19 protein-coding genes are annotated in these 24,258 nt (G+C 61.1%); 12 read left to right on the top strand and 7 right to left on the bottom strand.

Annotated elements, in window-relative coordinates:
* Positions 1-183: 183 nt before the first annotated feature.
* The 5 genes from LVD10_RS01505 to LVD10_RS01485 all read left to right on the top strand — a co-directional run bounded on the left by LVD10_RS01505 (position 184) and on the right by LVD10_RS01485 (position 10,042).
* The gene (locus LVD10_RS01505) at positions 184-1,350 is read left to right on the top strand and encodes an efflux RND transporter periplasmic adaptor subunit (RefSeq protein ID WP_305080563.1); all 1,167 of its coding nucleotides are present in this window, start codon (positions 184-186) and stop codon (positions 1,348-1,350) included.
* 11 nt (positions 1,351-1,361) lie between these two features.
* A complete protein-coding gene (locus tag LVD10_RS01500) occupies positions 1,362-4,544 on the top strand; it encodes an efflux RND transporter permease subunit (protein ID WP_237061502.1) in 3,183 nt (1,060 codons plus the stop codon).
* Between the two features lie 117 nt (positions 4,545-4,661).
* Positions 4,662-6,737: a TonB-dependent receptor gene (locus LVD10_RS01495; RefSeq protein WP_237061500.1), complete on the top strand. Its 2,076-nt coding sequence runs from the start codon at positions 4,662-4,664 to the stop codon at positions 6,735-6,737.
* A 125-nt stretch (positions 6,738-6,862) separates the two neighbouring features.
* A complete protein-coding gene (locus LVD10_RS01490; RefSeq protein ID WP_237061499.1) occupies positions 6,863-7,657 on the top strand; it encodes a DUF547 domain-containing protein in 795 nt (264 codons plus the stop codon).
* A gap of 48 nt (positions 7,658-7,705) precedes the next feature.
* Entirely contained in the window at positions 7,706-10,042 is a 2,337-nt protein-coding gene (locus LVD10_RS01485; protein ID WP_237061498.1) for a TonB-dependent receptor, read from the top strand.
* A 4-nt stretch (positions 10,043-10,046) separates the two neighbouring features.
* Here the strand turns inward: LVD10_RS01485 and LVD10_RS01480 are convergent, their stop codons facing one another.
* The 3 genes from LVD10_RS01480 to LVD10_RS01470 all read right to left on the bottom strand — a co-directional run bounded on the left by LVD10_RS01480 (position 10,047) and on the right by LVD10_RS01470 (position 12,293).
* Positions 10,047-10,544: a nucleoside deaminase gene (locus LVD10_RS01480; protein ID WP_237061497.1), complete on the bottom strand. Its 498-nt coding sequence runs from the start codon at positions 10,542-10,544 to the stop codon at positions 10,047-10,049.
* Positions 10,545-10,700: 156 nt separating this feature from the next.
* A complete protein-coding gene (locus LVD10_RS01475; protein WP_237061496.1) occupies positions 10,701-11,297 on the bottom strand; it encodes an FMN-dependent NADH-azoreductase in 597 nt (198 codons plus the stop codon).
* 144 nt (positions 11,298-11,441) lie between these two features.
* On the bottom strand, positions 11,442-12,293 hold the full coding sequence (locus LVD10_RS01470; protein ID WP_232942549.1) for a mechanosensitive ion channel family protein: 852 nt from the start codon (positions 12,291-12,293) through the stop codon (positions 11,442-11,444).
* A gap of 258 nt (positions 12,294-12,551) precedes the next feature.
* Here LVD10_RS01470 and LVD10_RS01465 point away from each other — a divergent pair, with 258 nt between their 5' ends.
* The 6 genes from LVD10_RS01465 (at position 12,552) to LVD10_RS01440 (ending at position 19,247) form a co-directional block, all read left to right on the top strand.
* Entirely contained in the window at positions 12,552-13,469 is a 918-nt protein-coding gene (locus LVD10_RS01465) for a pirin family protein (protein WP_237061495.1), read from the top strand.
* 175 nt (positions 13,470-13,644) lie between these two features.
* The gene (locus LVD10_RS01460) at positions 13,645-14,385 is read left to right on the top strand and encodes a ZIP family metal transporter (RefSeq protein WP_232942546.1); all 741 of its coding nucleotides are present in this window, start codon (positions 13,645-13,647) and stop codon (positions 14,383-14,385) included.
* 85 nt (positions 14,386-14,470) lie between these two features.
* A complete protein-coding gene (locus tag LVD10_RS01455) occupies positions 14,471-14,968 on the top strand; it encodes a hypothetical protein (protein ID WP_232942544.1) in 498 nt (165 codons plus the stop codon).
* A 95-nt stretch (positions 14,969-15,063) separates the two neighbouring features.
* A complete protein-coding gene (gene glsA / locus LVD10_RS01450) occupies positions 15,064-16,068 on the top strand; it encodes a glutaminase A (RefSeq protein ID WP_232942542.1) in 1,005 nt (334 codons plus the stop codon).
* A 54-nt stretch (positions 16,069-16,122) separates the two neighbouring features.
* Positions 16,123-17,763, top strand: a complete 1,641-nt coding sequence (locus LVD10_RS01445) for an acetolactate synthase large subunit (RefSeq protein WP_237061493.1) — start codon at positions 16,123-16,125, stop codon at positions 17,761-17,763.
* Between the two features lie 50 nt (positions 17,764-17,813).
* Complete coding sequence (locus tag LVD10_RS01440) at positions 17,814-19,247, top strand: aldehyde dehydrogenase family protein (RefSeq protein WP_237061491.1); 1,434 nt, start codon at positions 17,814-17,816, stop codon at positions 19,245-19,247.
* 38 nt (positions 19,248-19,285) lie between these two features.
* Here the strand turns inward: LVD10_RS01440 and fghA are convergent, their stop codons facing one another.
* Positions 19,286-20,158, bottom strand: coding sequence for an S-formylglutathione hydrolase (fghA, locus tag LVD10_RS01435; protein WP_237061489.1), 873 nt, complete (start codon positions 20,156-20,158; stop codon positions 19,286-19,288).
* Positions 20,159-20,171: 13 nt separating this feature from the next.
* Positions 20,172-21,299: an S-(hydroxymethyl)glutathione dehydrogenase/class III alcohol dehydrogenase gene (locus tag LVD10_RS01430; protein WP_237061487.1), complete on the bottom strand. Its 1,128-nt coding sequence runs from the start codon at positions 21,297-21,299 to the stop codon at positions 20,172-20,174.
* A 144-nt stretch (positions 21,300-21,443) separates the two neighbouring features.
* Between LVD10_RS01430 and LVD10_RS01425 the strand changes: the two genes are divergently transcribed.
* Positions 21,444-22,313, top strand: coding sequence for a LysR family transcriptional regulator (locus LVD10_RS01425; protein WP_232942533.1), 870 nt, complete (start codon positions 21,444-21,446; stop codon positions 22,311-22,313).
* 43 nt (positions 22,314-22,356) lie between these two features.
* Here the strand turns inward: LVD10_RS01425 and LVD10_RS01420 are convergent, their stop codons facing one another.
* Positions 22,357-23,370 (bottom strand): zinc-dependent alcohol dehydrogenase family protein, encoded by a 1,014-nt coding sequence (locus tag LVD10_RS01420; RefSeq protein WP_237061485.1) that lies wholly within the window; start codon positions 23,368-23,370, stop codon positions 22,357-22,359.
* A 351-nt stretch (positions 23,371-23,721) separates the two neighbouring features.
* Positions 23,722-24,213, bottom strand: coding sequence for a hypothetical protein (locus LVD10_RS01415; protein WP_237061481.1), 492 nt, complete (start codon positions 24,211-24,213; stop codon positions 23,722-23,724).
* Positions 24,214-24,258 lie beyond the last annotated feature (45 nt).

Raw genomic sequence — 24,258 nt, 5'->3', positions numbered from 1 at the left:
CGGCGCTACCGGTCCATCCGGGCGCGAAGTTTAATTCATATTCATGCATGAATGAATACTTGCTGCACATCTCGGCGAAGCGATAGAATGCGCGGCATTGTTAACCATTCATAACTGTCAAAGCGAACTGACCATCCGGTCCGCTGGCAGCATTTGGACCATCGGGTCACTGGAGAGGTGTAGATGCGGAAACGGAATCTGTTGGCCGGCCTGATGGCCGCGTTGTCACTGCTGACGGCATGTAGCCAGGAACAGGGCGGACGGCCGCAAATGGCGCCGGAGGTGGCGGTGGTGACCCTGGAGCCCGAGTCAGTAACCCTGACCCGTGAGTTACCGGGCCGTACCAATCCGTATAAAGTCGCCGAGGTTCGCCCACAGGTGAACGGCCTGGTGGAACAGCAGCTGTTCCGCGAGGGCGGGATTGTCGAGGCCGACCAGCCGCTTTACCAGCTTGACGATGCCACTTACCGTGCCGACTACGACAGCGCCCGGGCCAACCTGCAGAGCGCCCGGGCCGAGCTTGAGGTGGCGCGGCTGCGCGCCGACCGTGTCGCCAACCTGGTGAAAACCGGCGCGGTGAGCAAGCAGGATAACGACAGTGCCCGCGCGGACCTCAAGAAGGCCGAGGCCGCGGTTGCCAATGCCCTGGCGTCGGTCAAGCGCAGTCGTATCCCGGTGGACTATGCCCGCATCAGTGCCCCGATCGGTGGCCGGATCGGCAAATCATCAGTGACCCAGGGTGCCCTGGTGACAGCGAACCAGGCACAGGCACTGGCGACTATCCAGCAACTCGACCCGATATACGTCGACCTTAACCAGTCCACCAGCGAGCTGCTGCAACTGCGCCGCGCCCTGGAGGCCGGTAAAGTGGAAGACACCACAGATCTCCCGGTGACGATCCTGCTTGATGACGGATCTACCTACGAGCACAAGGGCAAGCTGGAATTTGCCGAGGCCACCGTGGACCCCACCACCGGCAGTGTCCTGCTGCGGGTCGTGGTTCCCAATCCCGAGCACATGCTGCTGCCCGGCATGTACGTCCGTGCCGTGGTTGGCCGCGGCGTGCGCGATAATGCGATCCTGGTACCGCAGCAGGGCGTCACTCGCGACCCCAGGGGCAACACCAATGCCATGGTCGTGAACACAGATAACAAGGTTGAAATGCGCCCGTTGACTGTCAGCCAGACCGTTGGCAGCCACTGGCTGGTTGAGGACGGCCTGCAGGCGGGTGACCGGGTTATTGTCGAGGGACTGCAGAAAGTCCGCCCGGGCGTTGAGGTCACCACCGTGTCCGCTGAACCTGAACAGCCTGCCCCTGCGGCGGAAAGCGCTGCTGCAGCTGATTCCTGAGGGGGCGTACCATGGCATCTTTCTTTATTGACCGTCCCATCTTTGCCTGGGTGATCGCGATCGTCGTGATGCTCGGTGGCGGGCTCGCGGTCAGCAAGCTCGCTGTAGAGCGTTACCCGGATATCGCGCCCCCCACGGTATCCATCAGTGCCAGCTACCCCGGTGCATCTGCCAGGGTGGTGGAGGAATCGGTGACACAGGTTATCGAGCAGGGCATGACCGGGCTCGATGGGCTGCTGTATATGTCCGCCACCAGCGAATCCAATGGCCGGGTGAATATCTCGCTGACTTTCGCCAATGGCACAGACCCCGATATCGCCCAGGTACAGGTGCAGAATAAACTGCAACTGGCCCTGCCGCTGTTACCGGAAGCGGTGCAGCGACAGGGGGTGAATGTTGGCAAGGGGCGCAGCGGCTTCCTGATGGTCGTGGGTTTCGTATCCGAGGACGGCCGCATGGACCGTGCGGATATTGCCGACTATATCAATGCCAATATTGTCGACGCTATCAGCCGGGTGCCCGGCGTGGGCGGTGTGCAGGTATTCGGTTCCCAGTACGCCATGCGTATCTGGCTGGATCCGAACAAGCTGGAAACCTACAAGCTGGTCCCCAGTGATGTGATCGCGGCGGTACAGGCGCAGAACCAGCAGGTGGCGGTGGGCAGCCTGGGTGGAACCCCGGCCATCGATGGCCAGCAGCTCAATGCCAATGTGGTATCCCAGGGCCGGCTGGAGACTCCTGAACAGTTCCGCGACATTGTGATCCGCTCCAATCCCGATGGCTCGGTGCTCAAGCTGGGGGACATCGCGCGGGTCGAGATCGGTGCGGAGAATTACGATTTCATCAGCCGTTTCAACCGCCAGCCGGCCACCGGCCTGGCAGTGAACCTGGCCACTGGCGCCAATGCACTGGAGACGGCCGACGGTGTGCGGGCGAAGCTCAAGGAGCTGGAGCCCTATTTCCCCACCGGGATCCGGACCGTGGTGCCATTCGACTCGACACCGTTTGTCGAGGTATCCATCAAGGGCGTGATCAAGACGCTGATCGAGGCGGTGATCCTGGTATTCCTGGTGATGTACCTGTTCCTGCAGAACATCCGCGCCACGATTATTCCCACTATTGCCGTGCCGGTCGTACTACTGGGCACTTTCGGCGTGCTGGCGGCGATGGGCTTCTCCATCAATATGCTCACCATGTTTGCCATGGTACTGGCCATCGGCCTGCTGGTGGACGACGCCATTGTGGTGGTGGAAAACGTAGAGCGGGTGATGAGCGAAGAGGGCCTTTCGCCCCGAGAGGCCACTCGCAAGTCGATGAAGCAGATCACCGGGGCGCTGGTGGGTATCGGCGTGGTGCTCTCGGCGGTATTCGTGCCCATGGCATTTATGGAAGGCGCCACCGGGGTAATTTACCGGCAATTCTCGGCCACCATCGTCGCGGCCATGGCACTGTCGGTGCTGGTGGCCATCGTGCTGACACCGGCCCTCTGCGCCACCATGCTCAAGCCAATTGCGAAAGGCGAGGGGCATGCGAAGAAGGGCTTCTTCGGCTGGTTCAACCGCAATTTTGAACGCGGAACAGCCGGCTACCAGCGTGGTGTACGCGGGATCGTGGCGCGGGGCGGCCGTTTTATGCTGCTGTTTGCCGGCCTCGCCGCTGTGATGCTGGTGCTCTTCCTGCGCCTGCCCAGTTCCTTCCTTCCCGAAGAGGACCAGGGTGTGCTGTTTTCCATGATCAATGCTCCGGTGGGCGCCACCCAGCAGCGCACCATGGAGTCGATCAAGAAAGTAGAGGACTATTACCTCGAGAACGAGCAGGACACCGTTAAATCTGTCTTCAGCGTGCAGGGCTTCAGCTTTGCGGGTAGCGGCCAGAACAACGGTATTGCCTTCATCAATATGCACGACTGGGAAGAGCGCGAGGAGCCTGGCCAGGACGCGGGTTCGGTAGCCATGCGGGCCATGGGCGCGCTGATGCAGATCAAGGACGCCATGGCCTTCGCGTTCTCCCCCCCGGCACTGCCGGGCCTGGGTACCTCCGGCGGCTTTGACTTCTACCTGAAGGACAATGCCAACCTGGGGCACGAGGCGCTCACGCAAGCGCGCAACCAGCTCCTGGGTGCGGCGGCACAGAGCCCGCTGCTGGCAAATGTGCGTCCCAATGGCCAGAACGATACACCCCAGTTCCGCCTGAACATTGATACCGAGAAGGCAGCTGCACTCGGTCTCTCGATCAACGAGATCAATACCACCATCGGCACCGCCTGGGGCGGCCGTTATATCGATGACTTTATTGACCGTGGCCGGGTCAAGAAGGTCTACGTGCAGTCTGATGCGCCGTATCGAATGGTGCCGGAGGATTTCCAGAAGTGGTCCGTGCGTAACCGGGACGGCGAAATGGTGCCGCTGTCGACTTTTGCCAGCTTCGAGTGGGAGTACGGCTCCCCGCGCCTTGAGCGCTACAACGGCGTTCCGGCGATGCAGATCAACGGCTCTGCTGCACCGGGTGTCAGCTCCGGTGAGGCCATGGCGGAGATGGAGCGACTGGTCAGCGAGTTGCCGGGCGGCGTCGGCCTGGAATGGACCGGCCTGTCTTACCAGGAGCGCCAGGCGGGGGCACAGACACCGCTGCTGTATACGCTGTCGTTGCTGATCGTATTCCTGTGCCTGGCGGCTCTCTACGAGAGCTGGACGGTGCCCACTGCGGTACTGCTGGTCGCACCGCTGGGCATCCTCGGGGCCGTGCTCGCGAACACGCTGCGCGGCATGGAGCGGGATATCTACTTCCAGGTGGCCATGCTCACCACCGTGGGCCTGACCAGCAAGAACGCCATCCTGATCGTGGAATTCGCCAAGCAGAACCTGGAAGAGGGCATGGAGCTGGTGCAGGCCACCATGCGCGCAGTGCGCGATCGCCTGCGCCCGATCCTGATGACCTCGCTGGCCTTTGGCCTGGGTGTACTGCCGCTGGCCATTGCCTCCGGTGCCGGTTCCGGTGCCCAGCAGGCTATCGGTACCGGGGTGCTGGGCGGCATGCTGGTTGGGACATTGCTGGGGATTTTCTTTATCCCGCTGTTCTTCGTGATCGTACAGCGGCTGTTCGGTCGCTCACGCAATACGGAAGAGTCCGCAAGTGAACCAGTGGCGCCCGCCAGGGGAGACCTGCGTGAAAGTGCGACGGCAGATGTGACCTGACCGGGCGAATATGACCTGACAACAGGCGCATCCCGCCTGATTGGAAACGCCGGCATTCGCCGGCGTTTTTTTTTGTGCGTTAGAATGCGCAGCAAATAATCGCAACAGGAGACCGGGATGCGCAGGGCGGCACTCGTGACGGCGTTACTTTTGAGCGGGGACGCTTTTGCCAGCGACCAGGCCGTGGAGCAAGTTCGTGGCCAGCTGGAAACCGTGGTGGTCACCGGCAGCCCGCTGCACAGCAGTCGGGCTGACTACGCCGGCAGCATGGCGGTGCTGGGTGCCGATGCGCTGGCACTGGTGAACCACAGCCATATCCAGCAGAGTCTGGCACGGGTTCCCGGGGCAAACCTGAGCCGCGGTAACGGGCAGGAATACCTGCCGGCACTCCGTTCACCGGTACTGACTGGCGCCGGTGCCTGCGGCAGCGTGCTGGCCATGCAGGACGGCATCCCACTGTTTCCCGCCGGCTTCTGTAATGTGAATGAACTGTTTGCGGCACACAGTGAGCAGGCAGAGCGTATCGAAGTAGTGCGTGGACCGGCGGGCACCTTACATGGGGCGGGCGCCATGCACGGGGTGATTAATGTACTGGGCCCGTCGTACCAATCCGGGGGCACCGGAGCCATGAGCCTGGAAGCCGGGCCCAACGACCGCTGGAAATTCTCCAGCCGTGTCCCCACTGCTACCGGCACTGAGTCGGGCCTGCTTACCGCCATCTCCCTGGCCAGTGACGGCGGTTACCGGGCCAGTTCCGGTTATGACCAGCAGAAGCTGACCGTGGTGCACCGCAGGGGGCAGTCCAGTTCCGAGACCCGCTTCAATGCCACCAACCTGGAGCAGGAGACCGCCGGTTATGTGGTGGGAGAGGAAGCCTACCGGGACGTCACGCTGCGGCGCTCAAACCCAAACCCCGAGGCCTTTCGCAATGTGCGCACCGCACGCCTGTCGCACAGCATGGCAACCGAGTGGGGCGACGGCTATTCCCTGCAGGTCACGCCGTACGCCCGCTACGGGGACATGCAGTTCCTGCAGCACTTCCTGCCCGGACAGCCCCTCGAAGAAACAGCCCATCGCAGCGCCGGTGTACGGACCAGCCTTATATTGCCAGTCAGTGATTCGCTCCGCGTCGCAACGGGCCTCGATGGGGAATATACCCGGGCCTCCCTGCGCCAGTCTCAGTCCGGCATTGCCACAGGATCCGAATTCCTGGCGGAAACCGTGCCACCGGGGCGGCATTACGATTATCGAGTCAATGCGTTATTACTGTCGCCCTATGCACTGGCATCCCTGCGGCTGACGGAACAACTGGTCCTGGAGGCGGGACTGCGGCTGGAAAGCCTGTCCTATGACTATGACAACCACATGCTGGCCGGCCGATCCCGCGAGGATGGCAGCAGCTGTGGTTTTGGCGGCTGCCGCTATAGCCGTCCCGCCGATCGTCGCGATGACTTTGAAAACTGGTCACCGCAGCTGGGGTTGGTATACGACTGGACGCCTGCCCATCAAGTGTTCGCAAACCTGGCCCACGGTTTTCGTGCCCCCCAGGCGACGGAGCTCTACCGCCTGCAGCGGGAGCAGGAAGTGGCTGACCTGGACTCCGTGGAGATTCGCAGCGTCGAACTTGGGCTGCGGGGTGGGGGAGGTCGCATCGACTACGAGTTGGTCGGCTATGCCATGGAGAAGCACAATGTGATCTTTCGCGATGCCGACTTCTTTAACCGGTCCGGCGGGACCACTAGCCATCAGGGCCTGGAGCTGGCACTGGGTTACCAGCTGGCACCGAACTGGTTGGTGGATGTGTCAGCGAGCTATGCGGAGCACCGCTTCGACGATGAGCGACTACTAGAGGGAATCGCCCTGGATGGCAGGCTGCTGGACTCCGCGCCGCGCAGTTTTGGTTCGGCCCGGCTCCAATGGCAGCCGGATGCCGCCACGCAGGTGGAACTCGAATGGTTGCACCAGGGGCGCTACTACACAGATCCACTCAACCAGCACAGCTACCCGGGCCATGACCTGCTGCACGCGCGCGCCACCCGGCAGCTGGGCGAGGGCTGGTCAGTAGGCCTGCGGTTACTCAACCTGCTGGATGAGGAATACGCGGAGCGTGCGGATTTCAGTAACTTCAGTGGCGACCGGTACTTCCCCGGGGAATCACGGTCTCTCTATGCCGAGTTAGCATTGCAGCTGTGACAGCCGGATACTATCGAGGACCCGGATAATGGCAGTGGCGATTGACTGTAATAAATCAGCGCCCGGCACGACTCTTGTTCCAGCATAGGCGGAAACCGTCACCAGCGATCGATAAGAGTCACCCGATGCCGCGTATTCTCGTTATCATCCTGCTCTTGAGCCAGTTTACCCTGGCCCGGGCCACTGTTCCGGATCACCACATCTGGTCGAACCTGTTGCAGGATCATGTAATCCTGGCTGATGGCGGTCACTCCTCTACCGTGGATTACAGGGGAATGCAGGCAGACCGGCAACAGTTGGTCCGTTACCTGGCACAACTGGCCGAGGTGGAGCGGAATACCTTTGATGGCTGGGAAGAGGCTGACCAACTGGCTTTCCTCATCAACGCTTATAATGCCGCGACCATCCAGCTGGTGCTGGCAGAATACCCGGGCCTTGATTCCATCCGTGATATCGGCTGGCTTCCGGGTGCACCCTGGCGCCGGGAGTTCGTCGCCCTGTTCGGCCGCAGGTATTCTCTGGACGAGATTGAGCACGGCATGATCCGCCGGGATTTCAATGAGCCCCGCATCCATTTCGCCGTCAATTGTGCGAGTGTCGGTTGCCCGATGCTGCGCGAGGAGGCCTATACCGGGGAGCGGCTGGAACAGCAACTGGAGCAGCAGGCTCGCCGGTTCCTGTCGGATCGCTCGCGCAACCGCGCCACTCCAGGGGGGCTGAGGCTGTCACCGATATTCGAGTGGTATCGCGACGACTTCAGTCGAGGCTGGCGCGGCCACAGTAGTCTTGGCGAGTTCCTGCTGGATTACCGCGGGGCACTGGGCCTGAGTGCCGCACAGGCTGCGGCCCTGCGGGCCAATGAAATGGATATCACCTATCTCGAATACGAGTGGCGCCTGAACGATAACAACCGCCGGTGACACACAAGACAACCAGACAGAATTCTGGATAACCAACAGAGGCCAGGAATGACCGACATTACCTTCCGCAAAAAACCCATCGCGTTCTCCGTGTTGCTGCTTGCCGCCGCCCCGGCCATCGCCCAGGAGGGAGAGCCGGAACTGGTGGAGGTAGTAGGCAGCCAGGATGACCCGGCCCGTGCGGGAATTGCGGACAATACCGTCAGCGATGCCTTCGGTTCCGGCCTTACCAGCGAGGATATCGCGCGCTCGGTCACCCCTATCGACGCGTGGCTGCTGGAGGCGGTGGCGGTGGAAGACCTGCGCGATCTCCAGCGCGTCACGCCGAATACCTACGGCGCAACCGGTTTTGGTGCGCCCAGCCTGCCAACACTGCGGGGCCAGCTGGGTGAGGTCTTTGAAGCCGGCATGCGTCGGCAGGTGGGTAACAACGGCCTGGGAATTCCCCTCTCATTCAATGCCGTAGGCCAAGTGGACGTGGTGCGCGGCACACCCTCTGTGATCCTCGGAAGCACCCAGCGCACCGGTGGTTTCGTCAACCTGCAGCCCAAGCGTCCGGACCTAAATGATTCCGGCGGCACTGTACAGGTTCGCGGCGGCGAATGGGATCGCTACCGCAGCCAGCTGGATTACTCCCAGGTACTGGAGCAGGACCGCTCGGCGGTACGGGCCAGTTATGAGCACCGCGACGAGGGCAGCTTCTACGATTACGCCGGGATGGACAGTGACAACCTGTTCCTCGCTTATCGCCTCAGTCCCGACAGCAGCAGTGAGTGGAATGTATCGCTGGAATACTACGACGTCGAGTGGACCGACAACGCCGGTATCAACCGCCCCACGCAGCAGCTGATCGATGACGGCCTCTACGTCCAGGGACAGGGCGTGCGGCCCGATGGCTCCACTGTTCCCGGCGCCGGCGCAATCGTAAGTCCCGCCGGCCTGGTGGAGATAGACCGCAGTACCGTGCTCACCGATCCACTGGATATCAATGGCGCCGAGACCCTGTTACTGCATTCCGTCTATCAACGTGAACTGGGAGACGGGCTGGCCTTGATTAACCGTACCTATTACGAGCACCTGGAACGGGAGGAGATAGCGCAGAACAGTTTTGTCGAGATTATCGACGGGGCAGATACCCTGGAGAACCGGACAGAACTCCACTTCGGTGATACGGTCGCCGGTATCGGCCTGCGCTACAACGATGTGCTGGGCTACAGCCAGTTCACCACCGAGGCGGACCTGCCCATCGACCTCACCGGGCCACTGGAAAACCGCCGCATCCCGCTGACCGATGCGCAGAAGGCCCGGCTAGTGGAGCTGCGGCCCGGTGTGTTCGTGTCACCCGGCGGCCAGTACGACCTCGACGGAGACGGGGCGGGCGACTTCAACCTGTCCGACACCACCGATTCCAGCAGCCTGCAGACCGGCCTGTTTGTGCAGCATCGCCAGGATCTTACCGAACGGCTCTGGATCACAGTCGGGCTGCGCGGCGACTACTACGATGTGGAGGCGCGGGACCCGCTGGCCCCGGCAGGAGTGCAGCGTGCCAGTGACGATTACAGCGACTGGCTGAAGTCCGGCAGCGCCAGCCTTCACTACCGCCCCCTGGAAGCCTTCACCGGCTATGCCACGCTTGCCTACCAGGAGTCCACGTCCAACAGCCTGGGGGGCGGCAATGTACTGTCTGGTAACAACACCATCAGTCCACTGAACTTTGCCACTGAAAACACGCTGTATGAGGTGGGCCTGAAGTACCAGCCCGATGGGAGCCCATGGTATGCCGATGCGGCATTGTTCGACCAGACCCGCAGCCTGCGCAACCGCGACGGCAGTAACTCGGGGATTCGCACGCAGGGACTCGAGATGCAGCTCTTCTACCGGGGCGAGAAACTCTGGGCCAGTGCCGGCGCCAGCTACCTGGAGGCAAATTTTGACAATTCCGCTGCATTCCAGGACTCGCAGCAGGTGCTGGATGCCTTCGACGATTCACGCCCGGATATTGTGGCGGGAACCGGGCTGGGGGCGCCCAACTTTGCCGGCTTCGCCCCAGCGGATGCCCGCCTGCAGGGCCTGCCGGAATGGACAGCATCCGCAGCTGCGGGCTACCGGTTAAACGAGGCATGGTCTCTCGGCGGCTCCGCGGTATTTTCCGGTAGCTACCCGCTGGATTACCTGCAGACCGTGGAGATACCTGCGCAGTTCACCCTCAACGGCAATATCGAGTACCGCTTTAACCAGCAGAACACTGCCGTGCGGCTGGATATTTTCAACCTGACTGACGAGGAGAACTGGGCTCCGGTATTCGAGGGGGGCTATTTCGGTTCCACGCTGGTATTCCCGGAATTACCCCGGCATATCGATCTGGCGTTAACGCACCGCTTCTGAGGCGTCAGGACCTTTCCTGCAGCGCACTCCAGCTGGTGTAGGGATCCGGGCCGTGGTCGAGCGGGATATGGATCATCCTGAGGGTACGCTGCCCGGCGGGCCGCGCCAGCTCGGCATAAATATCTGCGGTCGAGAGACCGTGGGCCTCGCCGTCTTCCTGGGACAGGGCGTAATAGGCGCGCTTCACCCCGCACAGGTACATGGCCGCCAGGCACATGGGGCAGGGATGTCCACTTGCGTACATCACCGTGCCGTCCAGCCGTGGGGCACCCGCAGCGGTGGTGGCCGCACGGATCGCCTCTAATTCCGCGTGAGCGGTGGGGTCGCTGTTTTCGTGGATGGTATTCACGCCCTCGGCAATCACCCGCCCGTCGTGGACGAGCACAGCGCCAAATGGCCGCCCGCCCGACTCCCTTACATTGGCGTCTGCCAGGGCCACGGCCCGCTCGAGGTATTGCCGGTGGTGCTTTTCTGCTGAGTTGTTGTCGGGATCTAATCGCATGCCGGCTGCCTCCTGCCATTCCCAAAACCTAGTGGAACTGGCGGTGAGTAGTGGGGGCCGGGAATATAGAGCGCGAATCAGTGAGGGGGAGTCGCGGCGGTTGCGAGGTGGGGCCGGCGGTGCCCGATCAGGCCCCGCCGGTCGTCGTTAATGGTATCAGGCCGCGAGTTCAGTAATACGCTCGCGCGCCGCATTCAGAGCCCCATCCCTTGAGTCATCCCCCATGGCCAGGCCCTCGGCGTGGACGAACTCCACGTCCTCAATACCGATAAAGCCCAGGAACTGACGAAGATAGGCTGTCTGCGCGTGATCCTGACCGTAAACGCCACCGCGGGTAATAAACACCACCGCTTTCTTGCCTTTCAGCAGGCCCTCCGGTCCGTTGGCGGTATAGCGGAAGGTGATACCGGCCCGGGCGATATGGTCGAAATAGGCGCTCAGGGTCGAGGGCACGCTGAAGTTGTACATAGGTACGCCCAGCACCAGTATATCGGCCTCCTGCACTTCACCGATCAGCTGGTCCGAATAAGCAGCTACGTCGCTCTGGGCGTCATTGCGCTCTTCGGGTGCGGTGGTGAAAGCGCCGAAGCGCGCCTGGTCCAGGTGGGGCACCGGCTCATCGGCCAGGTTGCGCTCTGTAACGGTAGCGCCGGAGTGCTCCTGCAGCCACTTGTCGGCATAGGCGTCCACCAGCTGGGAAGACTGGCCATCATTGTTGAACAGGCTGGCTTTGATTTTCAGTAAACGGGTCATTGCTTGTACCTCCATCGGAGTGCTGCGTTTGATGGAGGCATTTAAACACTCAGGAATTCGACAGAAAATCGCAAAATTCAGGTAGAAGACACCTACTTTTTAGAATGAACCCCGAGCCTGCCGGTGGCCGCTGGCTTGCAGGGATCAGGCCTCGCCAGACTCCCCGGTCGCCAGCTGGTTCTGGGGCCCGCTGTACCAGAAGTTATAAAGGTCCTCGGTCACATTCTGCTCGATATCGTGCGCCTCTTCCCGGGGGCAGAACAGGGTGATGGTGACAACATCATGGCCGAACTCGTTGGTGGTAAAACTGATCTTGGGGTCCGTCCCCACCAGCTCGACGCCAGTGCGATGCTCAATCATCTGGCAGTAGCGGGCCGCCACCTCGTGGAAGGCCTCGCTGTGCTCGCGGATGCGCTCCAGCAGGAATTCCTTGGCGGCAAAAGGGTTGCCTCCCTTGTTCTCGCGCACGATCGAGAACGAGTGCTCGATATACCGGCGCATAAAATTGAGGTTCTTCACTGGCTTGGTGAAAAACACATTGTTGGGGATATACAGGGTGATACCCGTATAGCCACTGCCCAGCCCGTGGGGATCGATCTCCAGCAAGGTCGTGCTCAGCCAGTCGCTGTCGATGACCTCACCAAACTGGTCACCAACCTTGACCCAGTCGCCCACCTGGAACGATCGCATGCTGGCCTGGTAAATCTTGCCCACCAGGCTCTGCACCACCTCCCGCAGGGCGATGACGATCGCCACGGAGAAGGCGGCGATGGACAGGGCAAATTCCCGCAACTCCGATACCCAGACCGCAACCAGCCCGAGGACGATCAGGAGATTACTGAGATTATGGACAGTGTTGATGCGGCGACGGCGATCCTGTTTTGCCCAGCGTTTCTGGCGGGCAAATACAAAACCCAGCAGGAACCGCAGCATCAGGATTGCGACAATAACGAGTATTGACAGCAATAATTTGTTTTCTAGCAGTTGCTGTAGCATTGATACCCCATCTTCACTACAGGTTGGTCATCTCTGGTGAGCGGGCATATTAATGCTTTGCATGCCACAAGGACAGACGATGACTCTAAAAAGGATAGACTCTGGCTTTCAGGGACTATCGATCCTTTCGAACCTTGAGTTCGATAGATTGCGAAGCAGATGCGGCTCCGTCCCCGCATAATGCATATGTCCCGGGCAGCCGGGGAACGGAATCAAATAACCAGGATTCATCGACAGCAGCAGAGCAGGGGAACAACCGTGAGCAATCTGACCAGGACCGCGGAGCAGGAGTGCGATTTCGTTGTGGGTTGCGGCGCCATCGCCGAAATTATCGAGCCAAAATCGCGGGAGCTCGGTGGTTTTTCCGTACGGCGCGCACTGCCCAGCCGCGAACAGCAAATGGTGGGGCCGTGGATTTTCTTTGACCATATGGGCCCGGCTGACTTTGCTGCGGGGCAGGGAATCAATGTCAGGCCGCACCCGCATATCGGTATCTGTACCGTCACCTACCTGTTCGAGGGGGAGATCCTGCACCGGGATTCCCTGGGCAGCCTGCAACCGATCAGGCCCGGGGACATCAACCTGATGGTCGCCGGCAGTGGCATTGTCCACTCGGAGCGGGAGCGCGACGAAGTGCGCAGCCTGTCCCACCGCCTGCACGGGCTGCAACTCTGGCTGGCCCTGCCCAAGGGACAGGAGGAGATTGCCCCCGAGTTCCATCATTACCCGTCACAGAAGATCCCCGCCATTACCGTGGACGAGGTGCCGGTCCGCGTGATCATGGGCAGCGCCTATGGTGTCGAATCCCCGGTAAAGACCTATGCGGAAACCCTTTATGTCGAGGCACACCTGCAGGCCGGCCAGCGGATCACCCTGCCGGATGTCGAGGAAAGGGCCGTCTATGTGGCCGCCGGAAAGCTCAATGCGCGCGATATGGAGATACCGGAATTCAGCATGGCGGTCTTCCGCCAGGAGTCCGGCGTGGAACTCGTGGCTGCCGAGGAGAGTCGCATTGCGATTATCGGTGGCGAGCCATTCGACCGGCGCCATATTGTCTGGAACTTTGTATCCAGCAGGGCTGAACGGATCGACCAGGCTGTGAATGACTGGAAACAGGGCAATTTCGCCAGGGTCCCCGGTGATGAGGAAGAGTACATACCCTTCCCGGATAAGTAGCCACCCGGGCGCACGGTACGCCCGCAGCCACCCACGGGGCTGATAGCAATTTAACGAAAGCTGCCCCCGGAATAAGCTGGCGACTCAGGGGGAGGACCTATCCTTGCGGGGGATATGGACCAGGGAACAACCGCTATGGCAAGGCATCCTGCAACCCCGGCGACCCATGAGTGCAATGACTGAACTCCCCTGGATCCTGGGGGGCGGACTGCTGATGAGTGGCATCGCCATGTCCGGTGCCATCAGCCTGCTGATGCGCGAAGCCACCCTGGAGAGGATCCTGTTGCCGCTGGTGTCCCTGGCGGCGGCAACCCTACTGGGTGGGGCCTTCTTCCACATGCTGCCCGAGGGGCTGGCATCTGTTCGACCGCTCAATGCGGGGCTCTGGGTCCTGGTTGGTTTCAGTACGTTCCTCCTGCTTGAACAGTTACTCAGCTGGCACCACTCCCATGGCACCCACTCCAACAGCCGGGAGCCGGTCACCTACCTGATCCTGCTCGGGGACGGGATCCATAACTTTATCGGCGGGCTGGCGGTTGCCAGCACCTTCCTGATTGATGCGCGCGCAGGTATTGCCGCCTGGCTTGCCGCTGCGGCACACGAGGTGCCCCAGGAGCTTGGGGATTTTGGAGTGCTGGTACACGGTGGCTGGTCGCGCCGCCGGGCGCTGGCCTGGAACTTTATCTCCGGCCTGACATTTCCCCTGGGCGCATTACTGGCTTACCTGTTGTCGCGCCACTTTGACCTGGGCACACTGGTCCTGTTCGGGGCTGGCAGCTTTATCTACATCTCCGCCTCGGACCTGATCCCGGAAATCAAGCATCGCGGGGGCGCCGGCGCCGCGGCGGTCCATTTCGGTTTCTTTGCCCTTGGGCTGCTGCTGATGTTCGCCCTGGCACGCTATGTTGCACACTGACCTTTAGCCGGGGGGTCCCGGGCATGGTGTCGGCCCCTTGCTAAACTACGGATAGCACGAACACCCGAACACAACGGTACAGCCGATGGCTCACTCATTGCTTGGACAGTCGCGCGACCCGGTCTGCGGTGCCACGGTGCCGGAGGGGGCTCACAGCTGGCAACACCGGCATATCAAGTATTCTTTCTGCTCCGAGCACTGCCGTTCCCGCTTCCAGCGCTGGCCACACCTGTATGTGGGTGAGGCCACCTTCGGGCTGGCGGAGAAACAGCTCGGTACCGCTGTGTTCAAGGCCCACAGGATCAGGCTGACGAAAAAGCTCAATGCAGAGGCCCGTGACCGGGTGATGGCGTCAGTTCAGTCACTCAAGGGTATCGACGGTCTCTGGATTAAAGGGGAAGAGGTGCTTGTCCGCTATGACCTGATGCAGGTTTCGCTGAGCGATATTGAGGAGGCGATCATCGCCGAGACCGGGAAGCTGCGTAACCATATCCCAGACAGGATAGAGCGCGCGCTGATTCACTACAGTGAGGAGTGCGAGCTGGATAACCTCTCGCACCTGCCCAGCCACTATCGTCCCTGAGTCCTGCTGCGGCTGCGGCTGCGAGACAGGGCGCTCCCTGGTCTAGACTGGTCCGGCAGCCGCATCCCGATTTGCCAGGCACCGGACCCCTCGCCATGCACGAACCCCTACCGCCAGAGGCCCAGGAAAAGACCTCGATTATTTCCACCGGCAGCCTCCCGGCCGCCGGCACGGTAGCGGCCATGCTACACGATGCCTATGAGCTGTACCGGGTTGGCGACGAGGGCAGGGTGGCGGATTACATCCCGGTGCTGGCAGAGGTGCCGCGGGACCTGTTTGGCGCGTGCATCACCAGCGTCGATGGCACCCAGCATGCAGAAGGTGATGCGGATCACTCTTTCACGATTCAGAGCGTGTCCAAACCCTTTGTGTTCGCCCTGGTATGCCAGGCCATAGGCGTGGAGGAGGCCCGCAGGAAGATTGGCGTCAACGCTACCGGCATGCCCTACGATTCCGTGATCGCCCTGGAACTCAGCCCCGATCGCCTTACCAATACCATGGTCAATGCCGGTGCCATTGCCACCACCAGCCTGGCGCCGGGTAAGACCGCGGAGGAAAAATGGCGCTTTGTGCTAGACGGTCTGTCCCGCTTCGCGGGTCGCCGACTGGAAATTAATGAAACTGCCTACAACTCGGAGATGGCGACCAACCAGCGCAATCGCGGCGTCGCTAAATTGCTCGAGGGATATGAGCGGATGTACTGCGACGCCATGGAGGCAACGGATGTCTACACACGACAGTGTTCTATCAATGTCACGACCCGGGACCTGGCAGTAATGAGTGCCACACTGGCCGGCGGCGGTGTGAACCCGCTGTCCGGTGAGCGCGTCGTGGGTACCGCTGTATCCAAGCGGGTGCTGGCGGTATTGGCAACCGCCGGGCTGTATGAACTGACTGGTGATTGGCTCTACGAGACCGGGCTGCCCGGCAAGAGCGGTGTCAGCGGGGGGCTGATTACGGTGATCCCCGGGAAGGGCGGCCTGGCCACCTTTTCCCCGCCCCTGGATGACGCCGGTAACAGTATCAAGGGGCTCCAGGTGACCCGCTACCTCTCCGAGCGCATGGCGCTCAACCTGTTCGCATCCAAGCCGCGACAATGATATATCTGTAAGGCAGAGCGATAAGTAGTCACAAGAGTAACAGGATAGACGTCAATGAAAGCATCCGATTTGTTTGTACGCGCACTGGAAGCCGAGGGCGTTGAATATGTATTCGCCATCCCGGGCGAGGAGAACCTCGATTTACTGGAGTCCCTCCGCGGTTCGAAGATCGAGCTCATTATCACGCGCCATGAGCAGGCTGCGGGCTTTATGGCTGCAACCTATGGCCGGCTGACCGGCAGATCCGCTGTGTGCCTGTCTACACTCGGTCCCGGCGCCACCAACCTGGTGACAGCCGCCGCCTATGCCCAGCTGGGCGCCATGCCCATGGTGATGGTTACCGGACAGAAACCCATCAAGAGCTCCAAGCAGGGTCAATTCCAGATTATCGATATCGTCGACATGATGCAGCCCCTGACCAAGTTCACGCGCACCATCGTCAGTGGTGACAATGTGCCTGCCCATGTGCGGGAGGCTTTCCGCCAGGCGCAGGAGGAGCGCCCCGGCGCGACGCACCTGGAGTTGCCCGAGGATATTGCCCACGAGCATTCCACCATGCCGGTACTGGAGCCCAGCTATACCCGCCGGCCCATTGCCGAAGAAAAAGCGATCCGCCAGGCAGCGGAGGCGATCACCGCCGCGCGCAGACCGCTGTTACTGATTGGTGCGGGGGGCAACCGCAAGTTGACCGCCAAAATGTTGCGGGAGTTCGTCGAAAAACTGGGCATTCCCGCGGTTACCACCCAGATGGGCAAGGGTGTGATCGACGAGTCGGGTCCGCACTTTATCGGTAACACCGCACTTTCCGATCACGATTTTGTGCACCGGGCCATCGACCAGGCCGACCTGATTATCAATGTCGGCCACGATGTGGTGGAGAAACCGCCATTCTTTATGCGCCCCGGCGGTGCCGAGGTGGTGCACATCAACTTCAACTCAGCCCAGGTGGACCCGGTGTATTTCCCGCAGATCGAGGTGGTAGGCGATATCGCCAACAGCCTGTGGCAGCTGAAAGAGCGACTGGAACCCCAGGATCACTGGAGTTTTTCCGACGCACACCGGATTCGTGATGCGCTGCAGAAACATATTCACGATGGTTGTGGCGATGACAGCTTCCCGATCAAGCCGCAACGCCTGGTGAAGGAAATCCGCGATGTCATGCCGGAGGACGGCATCCTTGCCCTTGATAACGGCATGTACAAGATCTGGTTCGCGCGTAACTATCCTGCGCACTCCCCCAATTCCGTATTGCTGGACAACGCCCTGGCCACCATGGGTGCCGGCCTGCCATCGGCCATGGCGGCCAAGCTGGTCTTCCCGGACCGCAAGGTGATGGCCATCTGTGGTGACGGCGGCTTCATGATGAACTCCCAGGAACTGGAGACTGCCGTACGGCTCAAGCAGGACCTGATCATCCTGCTGTTGCGCGACGATGGTTACGGCATGATCAAGTGGAAGCAGAAGCAGATGGACTTCCACGATTTCGGGCTGGATTTCGGCAACCCGGATTTCGTTGCTTACGCGGAGGCCTACGGGGCCAGGGGCCATCGCATCAAGGCCACCGCCGAACTCAAGCCACTGATCCGGAAGTGCTGCCAGGAGGGCGGTGTGCACCTGATCGACGTGCAGGTCGATTACGCGGACAACGATCGCATACTCAACCGCGAAATTCGTGAGCTGTCCGGCAAGCTGTGATTAATGGCCAGCCCGGCTGGGCCACCTGACAATACCAGAAGGAGAGCGGCATGCTCCGGGAATCCTATCCTTATTACCTGGCCAATGAGGCGGTGGCGGCCAACACCGACCTGGAAGTGCTCGATAAATATTCCGGGGATGTGGCCACCCGGGTGGCGCTGGCAGCGACAGAAACCATCGATAGGGCCATCGACTGGGCGGTGAAAGCCGAGAAACCGATGGCCGCAATGGCACCGTACGAGCGCCAGGCGGTACTCAACCACTGTGTCACACGTTTTAAGGAGCGCTATGACGAGCTGGCCGAGGCACTTTGCATCGAGGCCGGCAAACCCATCGGGGATGCCCGCGGCGAGGTTACGCGGCTGATCGACACCTTTCGGGTAGCCGCAGAGGAGTCGGTACGTATCGATGGCGAAGTCATCAACCTGGAAATATCTCCCCGTGCCAGGGGCTATCGCGGTTTTGTCAAGCGTGTACCGGTGGGGGCCTGTTCGTTTATCTCGCCATTTAACTTCCCGTTGAACCTGGCCGCCCACAAGGTGGCGCCGGCGATCGCCGCCGGCTGCCCGTTTGTGCTCAAGCCCGCGAGTCGCACGCCGGTGGGCGCGCTGATTATTGCCGAGGTCCTGGCGGAGACGGACCTGCCAAAGGGAGCCTTCTCGGTGCTGCCCTGTCACCGGGAGGGCGCCGACCTCTTTACCGTGGATGATCGTTTCAAACTGCTCAGTTTTACCGGGTCACCGGCCGTCGGCTGGGACCTCAAAGCCCGTGCTGGACGCAAGAAAGTGGTGCTGGAACTGGGGGGCAACGCGGCCTGTGTAGTGGATGCGGATACCGACCTGGACGACGCGGTGGAGCGCCTGGTTTTCGGTGCCTTTTACCAGTCCGGCCAGAGCTGTATCGGTGTGCAGAGGATATACGGGCACAGCAGTATTTATGCAGAGCTGAAGCGACGGCTGGTCGAACGCACGCGGCAGCTGGTCAAGGGGGACCCGCACGACGAGGAAACCTTTATCGGCCCGATGATTTCCGAAGGGGAAGCCACGCGACTGCACAACTGGATCCGGGAAGGGGTAGAGCAGGGTGGAACACTGCTGTGCGGTGGCGAGCGGGACGGGGCCATGCTGGACCCGACCCTGCTGGAGAATGTGCCCCGGGGCTGCGCAGTGGTAGAGGAAGAAGCCTTTGGCCCAGTGGCTGTCCTCGAGTCTTTCGAAGACTTCGACGACGTGTTGGCGCGGGTCAATGACAGCGCCTTTGGCCTGCAGGCAGGCATATTTACCCGCGACCTCTACCGGGCGCAGAAAGCATGGGACCAGCTCGAGGTGGGTGGCGTGATTATCGGTGATGTCCCCAGCTGGCGGGTCGACAATATGCCCTATGGCGGGGTCAAGGACTCCGGCCTGGGCCGCGAGGGCATTCGCTGGGCGATTGCCGACATGACCGAGGAGCGCCTACTGGCGATTCGTACACCGGCGGGGTAGCACCAGCCAGCCTACCGGCCAGTTGGTGCCAGCGGTTGTCAGCTCCAGCTACCCGGTGCAGGTGCCTGGAGTCCCAGATGCCGTGCATGGAACTGCAGGTGCTCGCCAATAAAACTGGCAATAAAAAAGTAGCTGTGGTCATAACCATCATGGCGCCGTAATTGCAGCGGGTAGTTTCTGACCAGCGCTGCCATCTGCAGTGCTTCCGGCTTCAGTTGTTCTGACAGGAAGTTGTCGGCTTGACCCTGGTCCACCAGTGCCGGTACCTGTGCCTCGTTCGCAAAACTACGCATCAGCAGGCTCGCATCGTAGGCTTCCCAACCCGCGGTGTCCTCTCCCAGGTAAGCCGTAAATGCCTTCCTGCCCCAGGTACTGTCGACCGGGTTGGCAATGGGGCTGAATGCAGACACTGAATGGAACCGCCGGGGGTTGCGCAGCGCCAGCACCAGGGCGCCGTGGCCACCCATGGAGTGGCCGCTGATGGACCGCTTGTCATTTACGGGAAACATTTCTTCGACCAGGGCCGGTAGCTCATCGAGTACGTAGTCGTACATGTGGTAGTGACGGCTCCAGGGATCGCGGCTGGCATTGACATAGAACCCCGCGCCCTGGCCCAGGTCGTAACCCTCGTCGTCGGCTACCGCCTCGCCTCGCGGACTGGTGTCCGGCGCCACCAGCGCCATGCCCAGCCTTGCGGCAATCTGCTGGGCGGCGGCTTTCTGCATGAAATTCTCATCCGTGCAGGTCAGGCCGGATAACCAGTAGAGCACCGGCACCCGCTGGCCATCTGCCGCCTGCGGCGGCAGGTAGATGGCAAAGCGCATATCGCAGTTGAGTACATCGGAGCGGTGGCGGTATTGCTTGTGCCAGCCGCCAAAGCTCTTGTTACTGCTCAGGTTTTCAAAGGTCATGGGAAGGCCCCGGTCAGTGATCGAAATGGATCACGGAGCGAATGCTTTCGCCGCTGTGCATCAGGTGGAAGGCCTCGTTGATGGCCTCCAATCCCATGGTGTGGGTGATAAAATCGTTCAGCTTGAACTCTCCGGCCAGGTAGCGCTCCACGTACTCGGGTAGTTCGGAACGTCCCTTGACCCCGCCGAAAGCGGTGCCTTTCCAGACCCGGCCGGTGACCAGCTGGAACGGACGGGTGGAGATTTCCTGGCCGGCCCCGGCCACACCGATGATGACCGATTCACCCCAGCCCTTGTGGCAGCATTCCAGCGCGGACCGCATCACGTCGACATTGCCAATACACTCGAAGGAATAGTCCACGCCCCCATCGGTCAGCTCGACGATCACTTCCTGGATCGGCTTGTCGTAGTGCTTCGGGTTGATGCAGTCGGTGGCACCCAGCTGGCGGGCCAGGTCGAATTTGCCCTCATTGATGTCGATGGCAATGATACGCCCGGCCCGGGCCATGGTGGCGCCGATCACTGCCGACAGGCCGATACCGCCGAGGCCAAAGATGGCGACGGTCGCTCCCTCCTCGACTTTTGCGGTATTCATTACCGCGCCCATACCGGTGGTGACACCACAGCCCAGCAGGCAGACTTCTTCCAGTGGTGCCGCCTTGTCCACCTTGGCCAGCGATATTTCCGGCAGCACCGTGTACTCGGAGAAGGTTGAGCAACCCATGTAATGGTAAATCGGCTCTCCATCCTTGTAGAAACGGGTGGTGCCGTCCGGCATCAGCCCCTTGCCCTGGGTTTCGCGGATCTTGCCGCACAGGTTGGTCTTGCCGGACAGGCAGAATTTACATTCGCCGCATTCCGGTGTGTACAGAGGGATCACATGGTCGCCTACTGCCAGGCTGGTCACGCCTTCACCCACAGATTCCACAATACCGCCTCCCTCATGGCCGAGAACGGCCGGGAAAATACCTTCCGGGTCGTCACCGGACAGGGTAAAGGCATCGGTGTGGCACACCCCGGAGGCAACCACACGGATGCGGACCTCGCCGGCCTGCGGTGGCATCACATCAATTTCCTCCACCGATAGCGGTTGTCCCGCGCCCCAGGCCACGGCGGCCCTGGCTTTGATGGTCCCGGTCATAAGGCTCTCCTCGGTAATAGGGCGGCGGTATGCCGCGATATGGCGGGCAGTCTAACTGTTTCCATTCGGGCTATAATCGGCGATTTTGGTAAATCATATTTACCAGGTGGTAATAATTGTGGCGAAGTATTGATGGGGCAAGCAATGCGCGAGTGGGAAGGAGTCAGTGAATTTGTCGCAGTGGCCGAGGCCGGCAGCTTTACCGGCGCCGCCCGCAGGCTGGGGATCTCCACCGCCCAGGTCAGTCGGCAGGTCAGCGCCCTCGAGTCCAGGCTGTCGACCAAACTGCTGTATCGCACCACGCGCAAGGTGTCGGTGACAGAGGTGGGGCAGGTGTACTACCAGCATTGCCGCCAGGTTCTCGACGGCCTTGAGGAGGCTGAGCGGGCTGTAAGCGACCTGCAGCAGGTGCCACGGGGCCGGCTCAGGCTGACCGCCCCCGTCACCTACGGCGAGACCACACTGGCGCCACTGGTAAATGATTTTGCCCTCCGCTACCCGGAGCTGGAAGTGGATATGCAGCTGACCAACCAGAAGCTGGACCTGGTGGCGGAGGGCTACGATCTCGCCATCCGCCTGGGCAAGCTGGACGACTCGAGCATGATGGCGCGGCGACTGGGATCCCGCACGTTGTATGTCTGCGCCTCCCCCGCTTACCTGGCCGCCCACGGCGAACCCCACAGCCTGTCGGAGCTGGGGCAACACAACTGCCTGCCGGGGACCCTCGAATACTGGCGCTTCCGGGAGCAGGGGCGATCGAGGGATATCCGGGTGAGTGGCAGTATCCGCTGCAACAGTGGACAGGCTCTGGTAGATGCGGCGCTGAAGGGGATCGGTCTCGTGCAATTGCCGGACTACTACGTCGACGAACACTTGCGTTCAGGCCGCCTCATTTCCCTGCTGGAGCACTACCGGGAGGAGGATGACGGTATCTGGGGCGTCTACCCCCACAACCGTCACCTGTCGCCCAAGGTGAGCATGTTGCTGGACTACCTGGGCGAGTTTATCGGTTAGCCCGGAACATGGCATCGGCTCTGCAGGGGGGGCCGCACCGGCATCACCACTCTACACAGATCTTGCCAAAGTGCGCGCCGCTCTCCTCATAGCGGAAAGCGTCACCCAGCTCCTCGAACGGGAAAGTGCGGTCAATTACCGGGCGGATTCCTGTCTGGTTGAGCGCGGCCACATACTCCTGCTGGTTACGGCGGCTGCCCACGACCAACCCCTGTAGCCGAGCCTGCTTGGCCATCAGCATCGCGGTGGGCACCTCGCCGGATGTGCCGGTCAATACACCGATCAGGGCGATATGCCCGCCGATACGGACTGCCTTGATGGACTGTTCAAGGGTGCCGGGCCCCCCGACCTCTACGATGTGGTCCACACCCCGGCCGTCGGTGAGTTCCAGTACTTTTTTGCCCCAGTTTTCCTCACGCTTGTAGTTGATGGTGTGACCGGCGCCCATGTCGCTGACGCGCTCCAGTTTCTCGTCGGAAGACGAAGTGGCGATAACCCTGGCGCCCATGGCCCTGGCGATTTGCAGGGCGGCAATGGACACGCCCCCGGTTCCCAGTGTCAGTACCGTGTCACCCGCCTTGAGTCCCCCATCGACAACCAGTGCACGCCATGCGGTAAGCCCGGCGGTGGTAATGGTTGCCGCCTCTGTGTGGCTCCACCCGCGGGGTGCATGGGTAAAGGCACTCTGCGGGCGCACCGCGTGACTCGCGGCAAAGCCATCGATGCCATCCCCGGGGGTACCGGCGAAGCTGCCAACGCCCAGCCCTGCAAGCCCATCGGGCCACTGCGGAAAGAAACAGGAGACAACCTGGTCACCGGGACTGAATTCGGTGACGCCCTCGCCGACAGCCTCCACAGTACCTGCGCCGTCGGACATCAGTACCCGGCCGTCTTCCGTGGCAATCTGCCCGGCAGCTACCAGGTAATCGTGGAAATTGAGAGACGTGGCATGCAGTGCGACCCGGATTTCTCCCGGGCCGGGTTCGCCCGGGTCCGGCCTCTCCGTGATTTCGAGCCGGTCGAGCCCGCCGGGTGCCTTTACAACAAATGTCTTCATTTTTTCCTCCTTTCATCGGTGTCGGCCAGGGCCGTATATGCCCGCCACGGGCGGCAAGCAATACGGCCCAGTCGCTACTTTCCCGCAGTAACTCCCTCACCCAGTGCACTGTACCTTGAAGTTCGGGGTTAAGGTGGCGGTCACGCATTTCCCGCCTCACTATATTGAGAAGTTCCTGCGCATACTGGCTGTCGAGATCAAACGCGCGCCGGTCATGGGCACCACATTCGAACAGTCATAGCAAGCCGGAAAGCGCCACATAAAAGGGTGACACCTTTACCAGGCTACACCAGGGTCCGCCGGCGGCTAAGGCCCCGGACTGACCGGCTGGCCTGCCCATCAGCAGGTTAATCAATAACGCCTGGAGCACTCCGGTGCGCCGCTTAGCGCAAAGAGTGACCAGGTGGTAATCCTCCAGGCGCCACCCAGTTTCGCAAGGCTAAAGATATTGCAGAAATCGTCCACTCGGGGCTTTGTTTCGTGGGGACGGCGAAAGGCGACAAGAATCGCGGCAGTTCCATCATCGCCGACCGACAGTGTCTCTATTACATGCCTGGTGAAGGGGTGGGAAGTAACATGAAACTTTTCACGGAAAACATTCAACATCACCGCGCTAATTTCCGGGCTATCACTCAGCCCGGGCATCTCGCCCACGTAAAAAACCGGTGCTCCGGCGAAGTACTCATCAGCTACTCTGGCTGGCGCGAGGCTGCTGTCAGAGAAATCCTCCATAAACTCACTGATAAAGGTCTCCACGGCCTGTTTCTCTTCTGGCTCGGCGCTCACCGCCAGTGGTGTCAATAGCAGGAGCAGTATCTTCCCGATCGAACTAACGGTTTTCATGGTAACGGCCCATTCGGATTGCTCCGGAGAAGCTTGACAGAATTA

Origin of the sequence: Microbulbifer zhoushanensis (assembly GCF_021729055.1) — a bacterium.
GTDB lineage: Bacteria > Pseudomonadota > Gammaproteobacteria > Pseudomonadales > Cellvibrionaceae > Microbulbifer > Microbulbifer zhoushanensis.
Note: the sequence above shows the minus strand (reverse complement) of the source record. Positions and strands in the feature narration are given on the sequence as shown.

What these genes read in the sequence shown, in the direction of transcription:
- LVD10_RS01505 (WP_305080563.1), top strand. Translation starts at nt 184, where the DNA reads ATGCGGAAACGGAATCTGTTGGCCGGCCTGATGGCCGCGTTGTCACTG.
- LVD10_RS01500 (WP_237061502.1), top strand. Translation starts at nt 1,362, where the DNA reads ATGGCATCTTTCTTTATTGACCGTCCCATCTTTGCCTGGGTGATCGCG.
- LVD10_RS01495 (WP_237061500.1), top strand. Translation starts at nt 4,662, where the DNA reads ATGCGCAGGGCGGCACTCGTGACGGCGTTACTTTTGAGCGGGGACGCT.
- LVD10_RS01490 (WP_237061499.1), top strand. Translation starts at nt 6,863, where the DNA reads ATGCCGCGTATTCTCGTTATCATCCTGCTCTTGAGCCAGTTTACCCTG.
- LVD10_RS01485 (WP_237061498.1), top strand. Translation starts at nt 7,706, where the DNA reads ATGACCGACATTACCTTCCGCAAAAAACCCATCGCGTTCTCCGTGTTG.
- LVD10_RS01480 (WP_237061497.1), bottom strand. Translation starts at nt 10,544, where the DNA reads ATGCGATTAGATCCCGACAACAACTCAGCAGAAAAGCACCACCGGCAA.
- LVD10_RS01475 (WP_237061496.1), bottom strand. Translation starts at nt 11,297, where the DNA reads ATGACCCGTTTACTGAAAATCAAAGCCAGCCTGTTCAACAATGATGGC.
- LVD10_RS01470 (WP_232942549.1), bottom strand. Translation starts at nt 12,293, where the DNA reads ATGCTACAGCAACTGCTAGAAAACAAATTATTGCTGTCAATACTCGTT.
- LVD10_RS01460 (WP_232942546.1), top strand. Translation starts at nt 13,645, where the DNA reads ATGACTGAACTCCCCTGGATCCTGGGGGGCGGACTGCTGATGAGTGGC.
- LVD10_RS01455 (WP_232942544.1), top strand. Translation starts at nt 14,471, where the DNA reads ATGGCTCACTCATTGCTTGGACAGTCGCGCGACCCGGTCTGCGGTGCC.
- glsA (WP_232942542.1), top strand. Translation starts at nt 15,064, where the DNA reads ATGCACGAACCCCTACCGCCAGAGGCCCAGGAAAAGACCTCGATTATT.
- LVD10_RS01445 (WP_237061493.1), top strand. Translation starts at nt 16,123, where the DNA reads ATGAAAGCATCCGATTTGTTTGTACGCGCACTGGAAGCCGAGGGCGTT.
- LVD10_RS01440 (WP_237061491.1), top strand. Translation starts at nt 17,814, where the DNA reads ATGCTCCGGGAATCCTATCCTTATTACCTGGCCAATGAGGCGGTGGCG.
- fghA (WP_237061489.1), bottom strand. Translation starts at nt 20,158, where the DNA reads ATGACCTTTGAAAACCTGAGCAGTAACAAGAGCTTTGGCGGCTGGCAC.
- LVD10_RS01430 (WP_237061487.1), bottom strand. Translation starts at nt 21,299, where the DNA reads ATGACCGGGACCATCAAAGCCAGGGCCGCCGTGGCCTGGGGCGCGGGA.
- LVD10_RS01425 (WP_232942533.1), top strand. Translation starts at nt 21,444, where the DNA reads ATGCGCGAGTGGGAAGGAGTCAGTGAATTTGTCGCAGTGGCCGAGGCC.
- LVD10_RS01420 (WP_237061485.1), bottom strand. Translation starts at nt 23,370, where the DNA reads ATGAAGACATTTGTTGTAAAGGCACCCGGCGGGCTCGACCGGCTCGAA.
- LVD10_RS01415 (WP_237061481.1), bottom strand. Translation starts at nt 24,213, where the DNA reads ATGAAAACCGTTAGTTCGATCGGGAAGATACTGCTCCTGCTATTGACA.